Consider the following 17,405-nt stretch of genomic DNA (forward strand, 5'->3'; position numbering starts at 1 on the left):
CGAACCGCGCCCCGTCAGGGGCGCGGTTCGTGCCCCGAAGGGGCGCGGGGAACTGCGCGACCAGCCACGACAAACCCGCACCCGAAAAACGGCCGCGCCCCCGAAGGGGCGCGGGGAACTGCGCGACCAGCCATACACAACCCGCACCCGAAAAGGAGCAAACCCATGCTGCCCATCACGGCAAGCGACACCGGCATACGGATGGGCCTCGTCGCCGAGCGTGCCGCGGCCGAACACGGCGACACCCTCATCACCCTCGACCACGACATGCCGCTTCTGCCCGGCGCCGGGCGGCAGTTCACGTTCGCCGCGTTCGCCGACCACATCGACGACGTCGCGGCCCGGCTGTGGGCCGCAGGCGTGCGCCCCGCGGAGCGGGTCGCGATCCACAAGTCGTCCGGCTTCGACATCAACGTGCTGTCCTGCGCCGCCGCCCGCATCGGCGCCGTCCCCGTGCAGCTCTCGCCCGGCCTGGACGGGGCGAGCGTGCTGGCCCTGCTGGACCGGCTGGAGCAGCCGTACCTGGTGACCGACCTGGCCAAGCTCGACGGACCGCTCAGCGACCCGCAACTGCCCAATGTCGCCAAGGGCGTGATCATCGTGGCCGGGTCCCGTCCCGGCACCGTCTCGCTCGCCGAGCTGGCCGGTGCGCCCCGCGTGGAGGCCGTCGTCCAGGAGCTGGACGAGCCCGCCCTCATCACGCACACCTCGGGCACCACGGGCCTGCCCAAGCTGCTGGTGCACACGCCCCGCACGCTGCACGGCCGTTACCGGCCGCAGGCGAAGCTCTTCGACCTGGTCCGGCGCCACGAGACGGTCGCCCTGCACGTGTCCTACGTGCACTCGCGGATGCCGCTGGCGCTGGCGGTACTGCTGCCGCGCGGCGTCCCGTTCCTCGTCATGGACGATGCCGAGCCGGACCACGTGGCCGCGTTCTTCGCCGAGCACCGGCCGGCATTCGTCGAGTCGGCGCCCAACTCCTTCATGGAGTGGGAGGACTTGGCGGACGACCCGCGCAAGCCGTTCGCGAACGTGAAGTACTACAGCAGCACGTTCGACGCGATCCACCCGAGCACGATGCACCGCCTGCTGCACGCCTCGGAGCGGCACCACCCGGTCTTCTACCAGATCTACGGGCAGAGCGAGACGGGCCCGCTGGTCGGCCGCGCCTTCACCCGCGAGACCGCGCTGGGCGGCGACGGCCGCTGCCAGGGGTACGCGTTCCCCGGCGACACCAAGTTCCGCCTGGTCGCCCGGGGCGGCAAGGAGCCGTCGCGCGAGCACCCCGGCTACATCGAGGTGCAGGCCGCGGGCCGGGTGCTCACCTACTACGGCGAGGGCGAGCGCTACGCGGGCCAGGTCGAGGAGGGCGGCTGGTGGCGCGGCATGGACGTCGGCTACCGGACCGAGGAGGGCTGTCTGCACCTGCTCGACCGCGAGGTGGACGTCGTCCCGACGATCCACAGCACCCTGGAGGTCGAGGACACCGTCCTGGACCGGCTGGACGAGCTGACCGAGCTGGTGGTGCTGCGCGGTCCGCAGGACGAGCCGCTCCCGGTCGTGTGCACCCGCAAGGACCTGCCGCTGGACCCGGCGCGCTGGCGCGAGGCCGTGGCCGACTTCCCGCCCATGGCGGACCCCGTCCACCTCACGCTGGACGAGCTGCCGCGCACGGCCACCATGAAGGTCCAGCGCATCGAGCTGACCCGGCGCCTGCACGAGCAGCTGAGCAAGGGGCAGAGCTCGTGACCGACGCCGACGTGACCGACGTCGACGTGCTCGTCGTCGGCGCCGGGCCGACCGGCCTGCTCGCCGCCTGCGAGCTGCTGCGGCGCGGCGTGCGCGTCCGCGTGGTCGACCGGGCGACGGAGCCGATGCGGGTGCCCAAGGCGCTGTCGCTGTGGCCGCGGGTGCTCGACATCCTGGAGGACCTGGGCGTCGCCGACGAGATCCGCCGGGCCTCCGTGCCGATCCGGGCGTTCAGCTACTTCTCCGAACGGCGCCCGCTGGCCTCGTTCTCCTTCGCCGAGGACCTGCGGGCGCGCCAGCTGCCGCAGCCGGAGACCGAGCGGATCCTCACCCGGCGGCTGTGCTCGCTGGGCGGCAAGATCGAGCGGGGTGTGCGGCTGCTGGCCCTGGACGACGTGGACTTCTCCGGCCGCATCGAGGCGACGGACGGCGTCACCGCGGTGCTGGAGCACGCCGGCGGCGTGCTGGAGCGGGTGCGGGTGCCGTTCGTGATCGGCGCGGACGGGGCGGGCAGCTCGGTGCGCGGGCAGCTGGGCATCGGCTTCCAGGGGACGACGTACGAGATGGCCTTCGCGCTCGTCGACTCCCGCATCGAGGGCCGGCTGCCGCGGGACGAGATCCTCTACTACCAGGCGCCGACGGGCACGTTGGTGATCGTGCCGCAGCCGGACGGCGTCCACCGCTTCCTGTCCGTCATGCCCGAGGGCGGCGGCGAGGTGGGCGTGCCGATGATGCAGGCGCTGGTCGACGAGCGCGGGCCGCGCGGGGTGCGGCTCACCGAGCCGGTGTGGCAGACGGAGTTCCGGGTGCACGCACGGCGGGCCACGGAGTTCCGGCGGGGCCGGGTGTTCCTCATGGGCGACGCGGCGCACGTGCACAGCCCGGCGGGCGGGCAGGGGATGAACAACGGCCTGCAGGACGCCCACAACCTGGGCTGGAAGCTGGCCGCCGTGATCCGCGGAGAGTCCCCCGCGTCGCTGCTCGACGGCTACGGTCCGGAGCGCTCCGAGGCCACCCGGAAGATCGTCCGGGACACGGACGTGCAGACCCGGGCCTGGATGGCGGACAGCCAGGGCCGGGTGCTGGCCCGGGACGCGGCCTTCCGGCTGCTGGACCGCACGGGGGCCGTCTCCCGCTTCTACACCCCGGTCATGGCCGGGCGGCGGCTGGCCTACGCGCCGGAGCGGGACACGCAGCTGCCCGGCGGCCGGGCGGTGTGCCGGCTGCGCGGGCGGCTGTCCGGCGGGGCCCGCGTCGGCGGCACGTTCCCGCGGCAGGCCGCGGTCGCGTCCGGCATCGCCGGACCGCAGGACGGCCCGCCGCGCTGGACGCTCGCCCTCCGGGCACCGGCGGCCGGCAGCGCCTGGCTGACGGAAATCGGCCATATCGCGGCCCGTTGGCCGCAAATAGCCGTCGTGCATCTGCCCAAGTCCGCGGACGCGGCGACGGGTTGCGGCAAAGAAGGCTATTACCTCGTCCGTCCGGACGGACATATCGCAGCACACGGGCACAAGAACGACCTGAATCGGCTGGAAACCGAGCTAGGCACCGTCCTCGCGCGCTGAGCGGCGGCGGCCCGACATTTCCCACTACCTCAGGGGCCTTCCTCCCATGTGGGGGTTGCCTCTGAGGTAGAAGCATGTACAAGTATTTTGCATGACCAATTACCCGTCTATAGCATCCAGTTCATGCGAATGAGCGAGGGCGTGGAATGGGCCTTGCACACCTGCCTCAACCTGGCCTGGGTCGGCCCGGAACGGGCGGTGACCGCGGCGCGGCTCGCCGCGTTCTACGACCTTCCCCCGGCCTACCTCGGCAAACAGCTGCAGGCGCTGGCCCATGCCGGGGTGGTCAGCTCCAGTCCCGGCCCGCGGGGCGGCTTCCGGCTGGCGCGCGAGCCCGGGACCATCACGCTGATGGACATCGTGACCGCCATCGAGGGCCCGGAGAAGGCGTTCCGCTGTTCCGAGATCCGCCACCGCGGACCCCAGAGCCAGATCTCGCAGGCCGGCGACCACCCCTGCCACGTCTCCCGGTACATGCGGGAGGCCGAGCTGGCCTGGCGGCGCCAGCTCGCCGCCAGGACGCTCACCGACCTCCAGCACACCGTGACCCGCAGCTCGCCCGGCATACCGGAGCGCACGCGCGAATGGTTCCTCGCCCAATGATCGCCAATTGCGTTCATTGTGGTCGCGCCAGGGCCTGTCCGGCGGATCCTGCAGCGCCCCGAAGGGGCGCGGGGAACTGCGCGACCGGCCACGACGCGCCCGCAGATGACGGGGCGAGCCCAACGTCCTTACGGAGCCGGAGGCAGCGCCCCGCACAACGCCTCCAGGGCCCCCGCGAAGGCGTGTTCCGGCGGCGTGCCGTAGCCGACGACCAGCCCGTCGGAGGGCCCCGCCCCGCCCGTGTCGTGCCGGTACAGGCCGAGCCCCTCCAGGGCCAGCCCCTGCCAGGCGGCGGCCTGCACCACGGACTGCTCGGTGCCGGGCGGCAGTTCGAGCACCGCGTGCAGCCCGGCCGCGATGCCCGTGACCCGCACGTGCGGGGCGCGCTCGGCGAGGACCGCGATCAGCTGGTCGCGGCGGCGCCGGTAGTGCCGGCGCATCCGGCGCACGTGGCGGTCGTACGAGCCCGATTCGACGAAGTCCGCGAGGGTCAGCTGCTCCAGGGCGCTCGCGAACATCTCCCGGTCGCCCTTCGCCGCGACCACGTCGTCCACGAGGTGCCCCGGCAGCACCATCCAGCCCAGCCGCAGCGCGGGCGAGAGGCTCTTGCTGACGGAGCCGATGTAGACCACGCGTTCCGGGTCGAGACCCTGCACGGCGCCCACCGGCTGGCGGTCGTAGCGGAACTCCCCGTCGTAGTCGTCCTCCAGCACCAGACCGCCGCCCGCCCGCGCCCAGTCCACGACCGCCGCACGCCGCTCCGGGTGCAGCGGGCCGCCCGTGGGGAACTGGTGGGCCGGGGTCAGCAGCACGGTCTGTGCGCGCATCCCGCCGAGCCTCTCCACACAGGCGCCGTGCGCGTCCACCGGCAGCGAGACGGTGCGCAGCCCGGCGTCGGCGAGCAGGGAGCGGTAGTGGCCCAGGCCGTACGCCTCCACGGCGACGGTGCCGCTGCGCACCTCACCGAGCAGGCGCAACGCCCCGGCGAAACCGGAGCAGATGACGATCCGGGCGGGGTCCGCGCGCACGCCGCGGGCGCGGGCGAGGTACTCGGCCACGGCACGCCGCAGCTCGATGCGCCCGCGCGGATCGCCGGGCCCGAAGGCGTCGTTGGGGGCCGCGGTGAGTGCGCGCCGCGCGGAGGCGAGCCAGGCGGTGCGCGGGAAGGCGGAGGCGTCCGGGGTGCCTTGCACCAGGTTGTAGGCGGGCCGGGACGAGCGGTTGGGGGTGGTGGGGCGGCGCGGGGTGTCGCCGTTCGGCGGCTGCGCGCGCCGGGCGACCTGCGTGCCCGAGCCCTGACGGGCCGTCAGCCACCCTTCGGCGACGAGCTCGGCGTAGGCCTCGGCCACCGTGTTGCGGGCGAGGCCGAGGTCGGCGGCGAGCGAACGGTACGGCGGCAGCCGGGTGCCCGGGGCGAGCCGGCCGGTGCGTATCGCCTCGCGCAGCGCCGCCATCAGCGCACCGCGCCGGCTGCCGGGCCCTGCGGGCAGTTCCAGATGCAGGTCACTGCCCGGCGCGTCACCGGGGTCACCTTGCGGATTGACCATCGATTTCACCCCGGAATTGCACCACAGACACGGGCGATTGTCCTCCTAGGGTCTACAACATGACTGCTGCTCAGCGAATGAACTTCACCAAGGCCGCCCCCAAGGTCTTCAAGGCGATGATCGCCCTGGACGCGGCCGCCCGCGCCGACCTCGACCCCACCCTCGTCGAGCTCGTCCAGATCCGCGCCTCCCAGGTCAACCACTGTGCGTACTGCCTCGACATGCACACCAAGGACGCCCGCAAGGCGGGCGAGAGCGAGGAGCGCATCTACCAGCTGAACGCGTGGCGCGAGGCCGGCCTCTACACCGAGAAGGAGCAGGCCGCCCTCGCCCTCACCGAGGCGATCACCGTCCTGACGGACGGCTTCGTCCCGGACGCGGTGTACGAGGAGGCGGCGCGGCACTTCGAGGAGTCGGAGCTGGCGCAGCTGATCGCGCTGATCTTCACGATCAACGCGTGGAACCGCATCGCGGTGTCGACCCGGAAGATCCCCGGAACCGAGTGACGAGTCTGGGGGCTCCGCCCCAGACCCCCATTTCCCGCCCTCCCCCAGCTACCGCTGGGAGGTGCCCCCAGCCGATTGCCCGGAACCACACAGCGAACCTGTCAGGTTCGGGGTAATCGGGCGGGCGGGCGGGCGAAGAACCGGGGTCTGGGGCGGAGCCCCAGGACAGCAACCCAAGGGAGCCCGCACATGACCACTACGGACACCCCGATAACCACCGGGGAGCCCCGAAGAGCCCCGCTCAGGGGCTGGCTGGCCGTCGCAGCCGTGACGCTCGGCATCTTCAGCCTGATGACCTCCGAGCTCCTCCCCGTCGGCCTGCTCACCCCGGTCGGCGAAGCCCTGCACGTCTCGGACGGCACCGCCGGCCTCATGGTGACGGTGCCCGGCCTGGTCGCCGCGCTCTCCGCGCCGGTCGTGACCGTCGCGACCGGCCGCATCGACCGCCGGATCGTCCTCGGCGTCCTCGTCGGCCTGGTCGGCGTCGCCAACCTCGCCTCCGCCTTCGCCGAGGACTTCGCGATCGTCCTCGTCGCCCGTTTCCTCATCGGCATAGCCGTCGGCGGCTTCTGGGCCATCGCGGGCGGCATCGCCCTGCGCCTGGTGCCCGAGGAGCATGTCGGCCGGGCCATGGCCATCATCTTCGGCGGCGTCGAGACCGCCTCCGTCCTGGGCGTGCCGACCGGCACCCTGATCGGGGACCTCAGCGACTGGCGCACGGCCTTCGCGGCCGTCGGCGCCCTCGGCCTGACCGCGCTCTGCTGCATGGTCCTGCTGCTGCCGCCGCTGCCCGCCGACGAGTCCCTCACCTTCGCCGAACTGCCGCGCGTCTTCCGGCGGAACCGCGGCGTGCGGACCGGGATCGTGATCACCTTCCTGCTGGTGACGGGCCACTTCGTGGCCTACACGTTCGTCCGCCCGATCCTGCAGGACGCGGGCGTGGACGGCAGCAAGGTCAGCATGATGCTGCTGATCTTCGGAGTCGCCGGCATCACGGGCAACTTCCTCGCCGGAGCGCGCGTTGCGCAGCACGTACGGCGGATCGTGCTGGTCATCTCCGTCGTACTGACGGCCGCGATGGTGCTGTTCGCCCTGGTGGGCGGCGGCGGCATGGCCGTGGGCATCGTCCTGCTGATCCTGTGGGGCCTCGGCTACGGAGCCGTCCCCGTGAGCCTCCAGACGTGGATCCTCCAGGCCGCCCCCGAGGCCACGGAGGCCGCCTCCTCGCTCTACGTGTCGATGTTCAACTTCTCCATCGCCCTGGGCGCGTTGGCCGGCGGCCTCGCCTTCGACAACGTCGCCATGACGAGCGTGCTCTGGATCGGAGCGGTGCTCGCTGCGCTCACGCTTGCAGTGGCAGGGCCCCGCAAGACCACCTGAACCCCGTCCCCTGCGCCCACTCCCCCGGGGCGCAGGGGACGGTCTCCCTTCCCGCCGTCTCTCCCCCAGCTAACGCTGGGAGGTACCCCCAGGGGGCTCCGCCCCCAGACCCCCGTTCCCCGCCCGCCCACCCGATTACCCCGCAACGACATGACGCGGGTGGGTGAGCCTCCACCCGAGAAAGGCTGCCCGTGACCGCCATCACCCCCGGCGACCCCCGCTACGCCGCCCTCACCACCCGCGGCAACAACAAGCGGTTCACCGCGAACCCCGAGGCGTTCCACGTCTGCACGTCGACGGCCGACGTCACCGAGGCCGTCACCGAGGCCCTGCGCAGCAACAGGCGCATAGCGGTCCGCAGCGGCGGCCACGGGTACGAGAACTTCAGCGGCGCCCCCGGCACCCGACTCGTCGTCGACCTGGGCGAGATGACCGCCGTCGCCTTCGACGCCGAGCGCAACGCCTTCATGGTCGAGGCGGGCGCCCGCCTCGACGACGTCTACCGCACGCTGTACGAGGGCTGGGGCGTCGCCGTCCCGGCCGGCAACAGCGCCACCGTCGGCCTCGGCGGGCACGTCCAGGGCGGCGGCTACGGGTCCCTCAACCGCCGGCACGGGCTGATCGTCGACCACCTGCACGCCCTGGAGGTCGTCGTGCCGGACGCGGCCACCGGCGGGGCCAGGGCCGTCGTCGCCACCCGCGACGCGGACGACCCCCACCACGACCTGTGGTGGGCCCACACCGGCGGGGGCGGCGGCAGCTTCGGCATCGTCACCCGGTACTGGTTCCGCAGCCCGGACGCCACCGGCACCGACCCGGAGCAGCTGCTCCCGCGCCCGTCCGCCGAGATGCTCACCAGCACCGTGCTGTTCCCGCGCGCCGCCCTCGACAAGCCCGCGTTCCGCACGCTCGTCGGCGCCTACGGCCGCTGGCACGAGCGCAACAGCGCGCCCGGCTCGCCCTACGTCCACCTCTTCGCCAGCCTGGTGCTGCTCGGCCGGCAGCGGCCGCGGCCCGAGGAGGGGCAGGACATGGGTGCCGTCCTCGTCACCCACGTCGAGGCGGACCGCCCGGACGCCGCGCAGCTGCTGCAGGACTTCCTGGACGAGGTGACCGGGGACGGCGCGCTCTCCCCCGTCGTCCTGCCCGCCGAGACCGTGCCGTGGCTCGCCTCCAAGAAGGCGCTCTCCGACGCGCAGGACGCCGAGATCGGCCGCCAGAAGGTCAAGTCGGCCAATCTGCTGGGGGCGTTCACGGACGACCAGGCCGACGCGCTGTACGACTTCCTCGACGACGCGGACGCCGTCCACGACAGCAGCCTCGTGGCCCTGGACTCCTTCGGCGGCCGCACGGCCGCCGTCGCGCCGGACGCCACCGCCGCGGCCCAGCGCGACACGGTCCTGAAGGTGCTCTTCATGAGCACGTGGCAGGACCCGGCGCTCGACGAGCCCGCCCTCGGCTGGATGCGGCGCTGCTACGGCGCGGTCTTCGCCAAGACCGGCGGCGTCCCCACCCCCGTCCCGGGCGGGAACGCGGACGGCTGTTTCATCAACTTCGCTGACGTCGACACCGCCGACCCCGCGCAGAACACCTCGGGCGCGCCGTGGCACGCGCTGTACTTCAAGGACAACTACCGCCGCCTGCAGGCCGTGAAGACGGCGTACGACCCCACGGAGGTGTTCCGGCACCCGCTCTCCGTGCGCCCGTCCTGACCCGGACGGCTGCAGCAGTGACGACCGTGTCCGGACGGAATTACTCCGCTCCGGGCGCGGTCTCCGTTGCATGCTCCCGCCATCTGTGCTTTGCACCAAGAGACTTGAGTGCCCGTTGACTCGGACATTACTCGATGCGTAGCTTCCGACACGTACGCCGAACGTTCTTTGCGCTGCACCATAGGGGGGGCACATGGGAAGCATTGTGTCGCAGGGAAGGAAGGCCGGTGCCACTGCGCTCACCGTCCTGGAATTGCTGGCAGCCGAGGCACCGATAAGCCACTTCGAGTCACTGGTCGACGACGCCCGCCGACAGGGCATGGGCGAAGCCGACCTCGCTTTACTCGAAACGGCGAAACGGCTCGGCCTCGCCGTCTATGCACAGGCGGAACGAAGACAGCGCAAGGAGGCCCGGCTCACCGCTTTCATCGAGGCGGGAAAGGGCATCGCCACCGTCTTCGACGTGCCTTCCCTGCTGTCCGTGCTCGCCCTCAAGGCCCGCCAGCTCTTCGATCTCGACGTCGCCTGGATCACCACTTTCGGCCGCGATGCGGGCACCGTCACCGTCAGCGCCTGCGACGGCCACACCACGGCGCTCCGCACCGGGCTCCGCATTCCCGACGACCCCGCGATGAGCGGTGGCAACGCCCCTTTCTGGACCCCCGATTTCGCCACCGACGAAAGACTCGCCCACAGCTACGCGCTCGATTCCCTGATGGAATCCGAGGGAATTCACGCCGTCGTCGCGATCCCCCTCACCGACGGCGCCCGCCCGTTCGGCACGCTGTATGTGGCGGGCCGCAGCGCACGCTGGTTCACGTCCGCCGAAGTGTCGCTCATGACGTCCCTCGCCGAACTCGCCGGCGTCACCATCGAGAAGACCCGCATGCTGGAGCGCGCCGCCGACTGCCTCTCCGGCGCGGAGGGGCGCCGGGACGAGGTGCGTACCGCGGCGGAGACCGCCGCCGCGCACGGCAGGCTGATGTCCGTCGTGCTGGACGGGGGCGGCCTGGACGCCCTGCTCCACGAGGCGGGCCGGCACCTGCGCGGCGCCCTGCGCGTCCATGCGCCCGACGGCGGGATCCTGGCCGGCACGGACGGGATGCCCGCCGAGTCCGAGGCCGACACGCTGCGCGCCATGGTCGACGCCCACGCCCTGCGCGAGCCGATCCTGCTGGACTGCGGCCTGTGGGCGGCCCCCCTCCGCGCGGGCGACAGGGACCTCGGCACGCTCCTGCTGCACCCCGTCCGGCCGCTCGCCGACGGGGACGACCGGCTGCTCTCCCTGACCGCCCAGACCGTCGCCGCCCTGCTGCTCCTGCAGCACACCACCGCACCCTCGGCCTCCGGCCACGACCGGGACTGGCTGCTGGACGACCTGCTGACCAGCCCGCAGCGCCCGGCGGGCCGGTTCGAGGAACGCGCCGCCCGGCTGGGCATCGACCTGACCCGGCCGCACGTGGTCGTCGTCGCCCGCCCGGAGGGCGAGGCCCCGGACAACCGGACGGCCATCTGGGCGTCCTCGTACGCACGCCGCATGAACGGCCTGAAGAGCATGCACGCCGGCTGCGCCGTCCTCCTGCTGCCCGGCACCGATGCGACGGCCGCCGCGGAACAGGTCTCGCACGGCCTGACCCCGCTGCTGGAACGGCCGGTGACCGTCTGCGCCTCCGGCCCCGTCACCTCGCCGGCCGGGGTCCCGGCCGCCTTCCAGGAGGCCCTGCGCTGCCTGGAGGCGATGATCGCGCTGGGCGCCACGGGCGGCTTCACGTCGTCCGGCGAACACGGCTTCCTGGGCGTGCTGTTGTCCGACACCCACGACGTCGAGGGGTTCATCCGCTCGATGATCGGGCCACTGGTCGCCTACGACACCCAGCGCTACACGGAGTTCACGCGCACCTTGGACGCGTACTTCGACGCAGGCGGCAGCATCAACCGCACCGCAGAACGCCTGCACGTCCACCCCAACACGGTGGGCCGCCGCCTGGAACGCATCGGCGACCTCCTGGGAACGAACTGGCAACAGCCGGAACGCGCTTTCGAGATCCAACTGGCACTGCGCCTGTCCCGAATCCAACACGTCCTGAAAGACCGCCGCCCACCCTTGGCCTCAGGCTGAGCCCGCGCCCCGATAGGGGCGCGGGGAACTGCGCGATCAGCCAAAAACAACCCGCACCCGCAAACCGGCCTCACCCAACCGCAAGGCTCCGCGCCCCGGTGCCCCGCCCCAAGGCGGCAACGGCATGGGCAGCCGACGCCAACGTCACATGCCGATGCCACCCCTTGAAGGAGCGCCCGGTGTAGTCCCGCATCCCGACCTGGTCGGCGATCTCCGCAAAGTCCCGGTCGACCCGCCGCGTCGTCTTGCCGAGCTGCATCAGGGCGACCGGATGCAGGGCGGTCATGTCCGTGAGCCACAGCTCACCGGGCGAGGACTGTCCCTGCTCCCATTCACCGAGCAGCCGCAGATCCCCGATCCCGGGCCGCCGCACGGGCGGCACCGTCCGGACGCCACGCGCCGGCATCCGCACCCGGACGCCGGCCGCCAGGCTGGTCCGCAGGGTCTCCGCGGGGTCGTGGTCCGACCACAGGACCGGCCGCCGCATCCCGGCGGCCGCCGTCATGATCTGGTGCGCGGTCACGCCCTCCGTCCGGCACCCCGGCAGCGCCGGATCGGCGGCGGTGAGCCGGAACGTGCTGCCGATCCTGACCAGCCACGGCACCCCGGCCGCCCGCAGCCGCCGCACCACGGCCCAGGTGTCGGCCTCGGGCGCGTCCACCACCACGGGCCGCACCGGCACTCCCCAGCCCGCCGTCTCCAGGAAGGCCGAGGCGGCGCAGTCGCCCAGCGTCTCGGGGCGGGCGCAGTCGGGGATGGCGGCCCGGGCGCGGCGTGCGTCGTCCTGCAGCCAGTCCTCCGAGAGGTGCAGCCGCCAGTTGACGGGCGCGGCCATCTCCTCGGAGACGGCCCACACGCCCATCGCCTGCTGGGCGTTGAGCACCTGTCCCAGTGCGGGGAAGAACTTCCGGTCCACTCCGACGGAATGCTGTCCGCCCTTGGGGATCACCATCGGACGCACCACCCACGCCTGTGGCGGCGCGCTGCGCAGCAGATGCCGGACGAGTGCCCGGCGCACCGGGTTCCAGTCCCATATGGAGCTGGAGATGAAATGGTGCATTCCTTGTTCGGTGGCCTGGCCGCCGATGATGGCGGCGATATTGCGGATCGATTTCCGTCCGTGTCCGCCGAGCAGCCCCCGCAGATATTCGAGTCCCTTGCGGCGCTGGTCGCTTCTCGGCAGGGACGCGAACAGTTCGGAACACAATTCGACGAGTACGGCGTCGTAGGCTCCCGCATACTCCGGTGCTCTGACATCGTCGGGATACAGGGCAACACTGCTCATTGCAATTCCTGTCTCGGCTGATCGGCAAGCGGCTCGAAGGTGACACCCGAAACACTGCCATCAGTGACCATCCGTTGCCCAGGTGTCCCGGCCACCTGTCCCACCGCCCCGGTGGTGGATGTCCCACCACCGGTATCGCGGAGCATGCCAAAGAACCGGATTCCCGTGTTCCGCGGCCGACTTGACTGACTACGATCCGCACCGGCATTGCATCTGGAGTTCCGCGGAACCACTGCATAGCTTCCTCCCGGAAACGGCCTGAACACGGCCGCATCGTGGCCGGAAATGGCATGGACGACGGGAAAGTTGCCAGTGATCAGCAGACGTTCGATCGTCAAGGCCGGCGCCGCCGGCAGCCTGGCGGCGGGTGCCGCGGCGCTCGGCGCCACCGCCTTCGCGGGCACCCCCGCCGTGCCGTGGGCCCGGCTCCGCGAGCGGCTGGGCGGCCGCGTGGTGCTGCCGGCCGACCCCGGGTACGCGGTGGCCAAGCAGCTGCAACTGGCCCAGTACGACACGGTGAACCCGCAGGCCGTGGCGTACTGCACGACGAACGCCGAGGTCGAGGCGTGCATCCGCTTCGCGCAGGAGCACGGCCTGGCCACCGCCGCCCGCAGCGGCGGCCACAGCTTCGCGGGGTACTCGACGACCCCGGGCCTGGTCGTCGACGTGTCCCGGCTGAACTCGGTGCGCGTGGACCGCTCCACGGTCCGGCTGGGCCCGGGCTGCCAGGGCGTGGACGTGGTGACCGCGCTGGACCGGCACGGCATCCAGGTCGCGGGCGGCACCTGCCCGACCGTGGCCGCCGGGGGCTGGCTGCTGGGCGGCGGACTCGGGCCGCACGCACGGAAGTTCGGCATGGGCTGCGACCGTCTGGTCTCGGCACAGGTCGTCCTGGCGGACGGCCGCACGGTGTGCGCCTCGGAGCGCGAGAACGCGGACCTGTTCTGGGCGCTGCGCGGCGGGGGCGGCGGGAACTTCGGCATCGTCACGGAGTACGAGGTGCGCCCGACGCAGCTGCCCTCGATGGTGGTCTTCACCCTCGTCCTGCCGTGGCGGGCCGCGCCGGAGGCGATCGAGGCGTGGCAGCAGTGGATCGCGACGGCGCCGGTGGAGCTGGCGTCGGAGCTCACGGTCCAGCTGGACACGGATTCCGGCGCGGAGCCGGCGGTCCAGGTGAGCGGCACGTACGCGGGCCCGCAGGCGGCGGCCGACGCCCTGCTGAACCGCCTGGTCTCCGCGACCGGCGCACAGCCGGCGAGCCGGGAGACGGTCGAACTCCCGTACCGCGCCGGGATGATGAGGGTCTTCGGCTGCGCCGACCGCACGGTGGACCAGTGCCACCGGGTCGGCTACTCACCCCAGGCACAGCTGCCGCGCGACCACTTCGTCACCGGCCGGAACCTCTTCTTCACACGCCCGTGGGCCCGGCGGGCCACCACGGAGGCGCTGGCCGCCTTCGCGGCGGACGTCCGGCCGGGCCAGTTCCGCCTCCTGGGCTTCTTCGCGTACGGCGGCGAGACCGGCGCGCCGGCGCCGGAGGCGACCGCGTTCGTCCACCGGGACGTGCTCTTCGAGACGGACTACCAGCTGGGCCTGACGGCACCGGACGGCGCCCGCGACGCGGCGCAGGCCTGGGTGGACCGCGGCTACGGGGCGATCGCGCCGTACTCGAACGGCGGCTCGTACCAGAACTACATGGACCCGGCGCTGCGCTCCTGGCGCGAGGCGTACTACGGCCGGAACTACCCGCGCCTTGCGGCGGTGAAGCGGGCGTACGACCCGTACGGCTTCTTCCGCTTCGCGCAGGGCGTGGACTGACGCGGAGCGGGCTGCCCGCCCGCGCGGTAAGGTGCATTTCGGGGCATCCCGGACACGCAGGGGGTGCGCCCCGTCAGGGGCGCGGGGAACTGCGCGAGCAACCACCGCCGGCCTGCAGCCGACGCAGCAGCCCAGGGGTCCGGGGCGAAGCCCCGAAACCCTCGACTGCGGGCGCGTCGTGGCCGGTCGCGCAGTTCCCCGCGCCCCTTCGGGGCGCGAAGTCCGCAGGGCCCGCACCGACCCATCGGACACCCCTAGGGCGAGGCACCCATGGACCCGCACGACGGCCTCCGCTTCCACGTGCTCGGCCCCGTACGCGCCGAGCACAACGGCCACCCCCTCCCCGTCGGCTCCCCCTCCCAGCGCGCCGTCCTCGCCGTGCTCCTCCTCGGCGGCCGGCCCGCGACCACCCGCGAACTCGCCGCCGCCCTCTGGGGCGACACACTCCCCGAGGGCGCCGGCCGCACCCTGCGCACCTGCATGTCCCGCCTCCGCGCCACCCTCGGCCAGGAGGCCCTCCGCTCCGAGGGCGGCGCCTGGTCCATACGGGTGGGCCCGGAGGCCCTCGACGCCACCGTCTTCGCCGCGCACCTCGCCGCGGCCTCCGCCGCCCGCGCGGCGGGCGACCTCGCCACCGCCCGGGAACGGCTCGGCGCCGCCCTCGCCCTGTGGGAGGGCAACACCGCCCTGGCCGGCCTCACCGGCCCGTACGCCGAGCAGGAACGCGCCCGCCTCGACGACCTCCACGCCACGGCCCGCGAGGACCTGCTCGACTGCGCCATCGCCGCGGGCGGGCACGCCGACACCGTCGCCGACCTGCGCGCGCTGGTCGCCGAACACCCCCTGCGCGAACGTTCACGCGCCCTGCTCATGCTCGCGCTGTACCGCAGCGGACGGCAGGCCGAGGCCTTGGCCGTCTTCGACGCGGCACCGGAACCGGGCCCCGGACTCACCGGCCTGCACGACCGGATCCTCGCGGGCGACGGCGCCCTCTCGGCCCCGGCCCCCGGCACGCCCGCGGGCGCCGCCCCCGACGGACTTCCGCCCGACATAGGGGACTTCACGGGCCGCGAGGAACTCCTCGCCCGCATCAAGGACGCGTCGGTGCGCGCGCCCGTCGCCCTCACCGGCCCCGCGGGCGTCGGCAAGACCACGCTGGCCGTCCACGCGGCCCACACCCTCCGGCACGCCCACCCCGACGGCCGCCTCCACCTGGACCTGCGCGGCACCGGCCCCTCCCCCCTCGACACGGCCACCGCCCTGGCCCAGCTGCTGCACGCGCTCGGCGTCGACGAACAGGCCGTCCCGGAAGGCGAGGAACACCGCACGGCCCTCTACCGCTCCCTGTTGCACGGCCGCCGCATCCTCGTCCTCCTGGACGACGCCCGCGACGATGACCAGCTGCGCCCCCTTCTCCCCAACTCCCCCGGCTGCACCGCCCTGATCACCAGCAGCGCCCCTCTCGACGAGGGCATCCCCGTGCCCCCGCTGACCGGCGCGGAAGCCCTCCACCTGCTGGAGACGATCGCGGACCGCCCGTGCCCCGACGCCCCCGGCGTCCTGGAGTCCTGCGCAGGACTCCCGCTGACCGTGCGCATAGCGGCCGGAGCCGCGCCGCGGCCGGCCGGGACCGGGGACGTCCTGCAGGCCGCGTACGACGCCCTGGACCCCGAACAGGCCCGCGCCTTCCGGCTGCTGGCGCTGGCGGACACCCCCTCCTTCGACACGGCGACGGCGGCCGCCGTCCTGGACACCGATGCCGGGACGGCGGCCGCGCTCGCGAACTCCCTTGCCGGGGCAGGCCTGTTGCAGCCCCTGGCCCCGGACCGGCACCGCCACCACGACCTGCTGAAACTCTTCGCCCGCCGGCAGAGCGAGCACACCGACAGCCCGCCCGTCCGCGACGCCGCGCTGCTGCGCCTGCTGGACCACCACCTGGCCACCGCCGCGAACGCACTGCTGCACAACCGCCCGGACAGCCCCGTCCCCCGGCACGTGCGCCGCCCCTCCGTGGCGGGGCAGCCCCTCCACGACCGGGCCGCCGCGGCCGCCTGGCTGCGCGACGCCCACCCCCACCTGCTCGCCACCGTCGACCAGGTGCTGCGCCTGGACGTCCCCGGAGGCATCCGCGCGGCGACGGACCTGCTGACGGCATGGGGCCAACTCCTCGTCGGCACCGGGCTCCACGCGGACCTCGAACCCTGCGCCCGGCAGGCCCTCGAACGCGCCCGCAAGGACGGCGACGACATCAGCACCGCCCGCGCCCTGCGGCTCCTGGGCGCACCGCACTTCGGGCCGGACACGTACGAGCGCGCCGAGGCCGAACTGCGCGAAAGCCTGCGGACGGCCGGGACGGACCCGCTGATCGTCACCCTGGCCTCGCACGAACACGGCGCCCTGCTCCTGGCCATGGGCCGCCCCGAGGAGGCCCTGCCACTGCTGGCCCGGGCCGAGGACGCGTTCCGCGCGGAGGGCTCGCCGACGCACGCGGCCGAGGCACTGGCCGACCGTGCGGGCGCGCTGTCGGCACTGGGCCGGACCGACGAGGCGGTGGAGGCGATCGGCCGGGCGACGGAGGAGGCCCGCGCGCTGGGCCATGTGCCGGCACTGGTGCACGCCCTCACCGAATCCGGCCGCACCCTCCTGCGCGCCGGCCGCACCGCCACGGCGACGGACCGCCTGCGCGAGGCGCTGGCACTGACGCCGACCCCGCGCGAGGAGGCCCTCCTGTGGGCCCGCCTGGCCCACTGCCGCCTGGACCAGCACCTGCACCGTGACGCGGTCGCGGACGCGGAGCGCGCGCTCACGCTGGAAGCGGGGGTGGGCGCGCCGTACTGCCGCGCCCTGGCCCTCTGGGCAAGGGGCCGAGCCCTACTGGCCCTGGGCGAGCCACGCCCGGCTCATGGACATCTGCGCGAGGCGCAGGAACTGTTCGCGCGCCGGGGAGCGGCGGAAGCCGGGGCGCTGCGCGCACTGCTGAACGAGGAGTTCGGAAACCGTGGCTGAGGGCGGTGCGCCCCGAAGGGGCGCGGGGAACTCCAAGTGTTCCGGAGCGGCCCCAGCATCCCCCTGGGCAATCTTCACGAGGTCAATCGCCTCCAGGACGGCAAGCGGAGAAAGC

The 17,405-nt window shown here is 73.1% G+C and carries 11 protein-coding genes; 9 read left to right on the plus strand and 2 right to left on the minus strand.

All coding sequences use genetic code 11. The annotated features are described in order from the left end of the window. Nucleotides 1–165: 165 nt before the first annotated feature. The 3 genes from ACWD4B_RS31645 (at nucleotide 166) to ACWD4B_RS31655 (ending at nucleotide 3,917) form a co-directional block, all read left to right on the plus strand. Entirely contained in the window at nucleotides 166–1,749 is a 1,584-nt protein-coding gene (locus ACWD4B_RS31645) for a class I adenylate-forming enzyme family protein (RefSeq protein WP_451423984.1), read from the plus strand. Continuing rightward, nucleotides 1,746–3,314: an FAD-dependent monooxygenase gene (locus ACWD4B_RS31650; protein ID WP_451423985.1), complete on the plus strand. Its 1,569-nt coding sequence runs from the start codon at nucleotides 1,746–1,748 to the stop codon at nucleotides 3,312–3,314. The genes ACWD4B_RS31645 and ACWD4B_RS31650 overlap by 4 nt, the downstream gene beginning before the upstream one ends. Before the next feature lie 123 nt (nucleotides 3,315–3,437). Next, on the plus strand, nucleotides 3,438–3,917 hold the full coding sequence (locus ACWD4B_RS31655) for an RrF2 family transcriptional regulator (protein ID WP_390777148.1): 480 nt from the start codon (nucleotides 3,438–3,440) through the stop codon (nucleotides 3,915–3,917). A 128-nt stretch (nucleotides 3,918–4,045) separates the two neighbouring features. Here ACWD4B_RS31655 and pdxR read toward each other — a convergent pair whose 3' ends face one another. Beyond that, on the minus strand, nucleotides 4,046–5,464 hold the full coding sequence (gene pdxR / locus ACWD4B_RS31660; RefSeq protein WP_451423986.1) for a MocR-like pyridoxine biosynthesis transcription factor PdxR: 1,419 nt from the start codon (nucleotides 5,462–5,464) through the stop codon (nucleotides 4,046–4,048). 59 nt (nucleotides 5,465–5,523) lie between these two features. On the opposite strand from pdxR, the gene ACWD4B_RS31665 reads away from it, so the two are divergent. From ACWD4B_RS31665 to ACWD4B_RS31680, 4 genes are all read left to right on the plus strand, one after another. Further along, nucleotides 5,524–5,970, plus strand: a complete 447-nt coding sequence (locus ACWD4B_RS31665) for a carboxymuconolactone decarboxylase family protein (protein ID WP_336410429.1) — start codon at nucleotides 5,524–5,526, stop codon at nucleotides 5,968–5,970. A 189-nt stretch (nucleotides 5,971–6,159) separates the two neighbouring features. Next, nucleotides 6,160–7,350: an MFS transporter gene (locus tag ACWD4B_RS31670; protein ID WP_451423987.1), complete on the plus strand. Its 1,191-nt coding sequence runs from the start codon at nucleotides 6,160–6,162 to the stop codon at nucleotides 7,348–7,350. Between the two features lie 191 nt (nucleotides 7,351–7,541). Continuing rightward, nucleotides 7,542–9,062, plus strand: coding sequence for an FAD-binding oxidoreductase (locus ACWD4B_RS31675; RefSeq protein ID WP_451423988.1), 1,521 nt, complete (start codon nucleotides 7,542–7,544; stop codon nucleotides 9,060–9,062). 193 nt (nucleotides 9,063–9,255) lie between these two features. Continuing rightward, nucleotides 9,256–11,181, plus strand: a complete 1,926-nt coding sequence (locus ACWD4B_RS31680) for a helix-turn-helix domain-containing protein (protein ID WP_451423989.1) — start codon at nucleotides 9,256–9,258, stop codon at nucleotides 11,179–11,181. Nucleotides 11,182–11,251: 70 nt separating this feature from the next. On the opposite strand, the gene ACWD4B_RS31685 is transcribed toward ACWD4B_RS31680, so the two are convergent. Beyond that, complete coding sequence (locus ACWD4B_RS31685; RefSeq protein WP_451423990.1) at nucleotides 11,252–12,466, minus strand: IS701 family transposase; 1,215 nt, start codon at nucleotides 12,464–12,466, stop codon at nucleotides 11,252–11,254. Nucleotides 12,467–12,778: 312 nt separating this feature from the next. Here ACWD4B_RS31685 and ACWD4B_RS31690 point away from each other — a divergent pair, with 312 nt between their 5' ends. Beyond that, nucleotides 12,779–14,284 (plus strand): FAD-binding oxidoreductase, encoded by a 1,506-nt coding sequence (locus ACWD4B_RS31690; protein ID WP_451423991.1) that lies wholly within the window; start codon nucleotides 12,779–12,781, stop codon nucleotides 14,282–14,284. Nucleotides 14,285–14,554: 270 nt separating this feature from the next. Further along, entirely contained in the window at nucleotides 14,555–17,290 is a 2,736-nt protein-coding gene (locus tag ACWD4B_RS31695) for a BTAD domain-containing putative transcriptional regulator (protein WP_451423992.1), read from the plus strand. The last annotated feature ends 115 nt before the right edge of the window (nucleotides 17,291–17,405 follow it).

The sequence above is a fragment of the Streptomyces sp. NPDC002536 genome, assembly GCF_053594995.1.

Bases quoted from the DNA above. Each gene is read 5' to 3' on its own strand.
- ACWD4B_RS31645 (WP_451423984.1), top strand. From the start codon at position 166: ATGCTGCCCATCACGGCAAGCGACACCGGCATACGGATGGGCCTCGTC.
- ACWD4B_RS31655 (WP_390777148.1), top strand. From the start codon at position 3,438: ATGCGAATGAGCGAGGGCGTGGAATGGGCCTTGCACACCTGCCTCAAC.
- pdxR (WP_451423986.1), bottom strand. From the start codon at position 5,464: ATGGTCAATCCGCAAGGTGACCCCGGTGACGCGCCGGGCAGTGACCTG.
- ACWD4B_RS31665 (WP_336410429.1), top strand. From the start codon at position 5,524: ATGACTGCTGCTCAGCGAATGAACTTCACCAAGGCCGCCCCCAAGGTC.
- ACWD4B_RS31670 (WP_451423987.1), top strand. From the start codon at position 6,160: ATGACCACTACGGACACCCCGATAACCACCGGGGAGCCCCGAAGAGCC.
- ACWD4B_RS31680 (WP_451423989.1), top strand. From the start codon at position 9,256: ATGGGAAGCATTGTGTCGCAGGGAAGGAAGGCCGGTGCCACTGCGCTC.
- ACWD4B_RS31685 (WP_451423990.1), bottom strand. From the start codon at position 12,466: ATGAGCAGTGTTGCCCTGTATCCCGACGATGTCAGAGCACCGGAGTAT.
- ACWD4B_RS31695 (WP_451423992.1), top strand. From the start codon at position 14,555: ATGGACCCGCACGACGGCCTCCGCTTCCACGTGCTCGGCCCCGTACGC.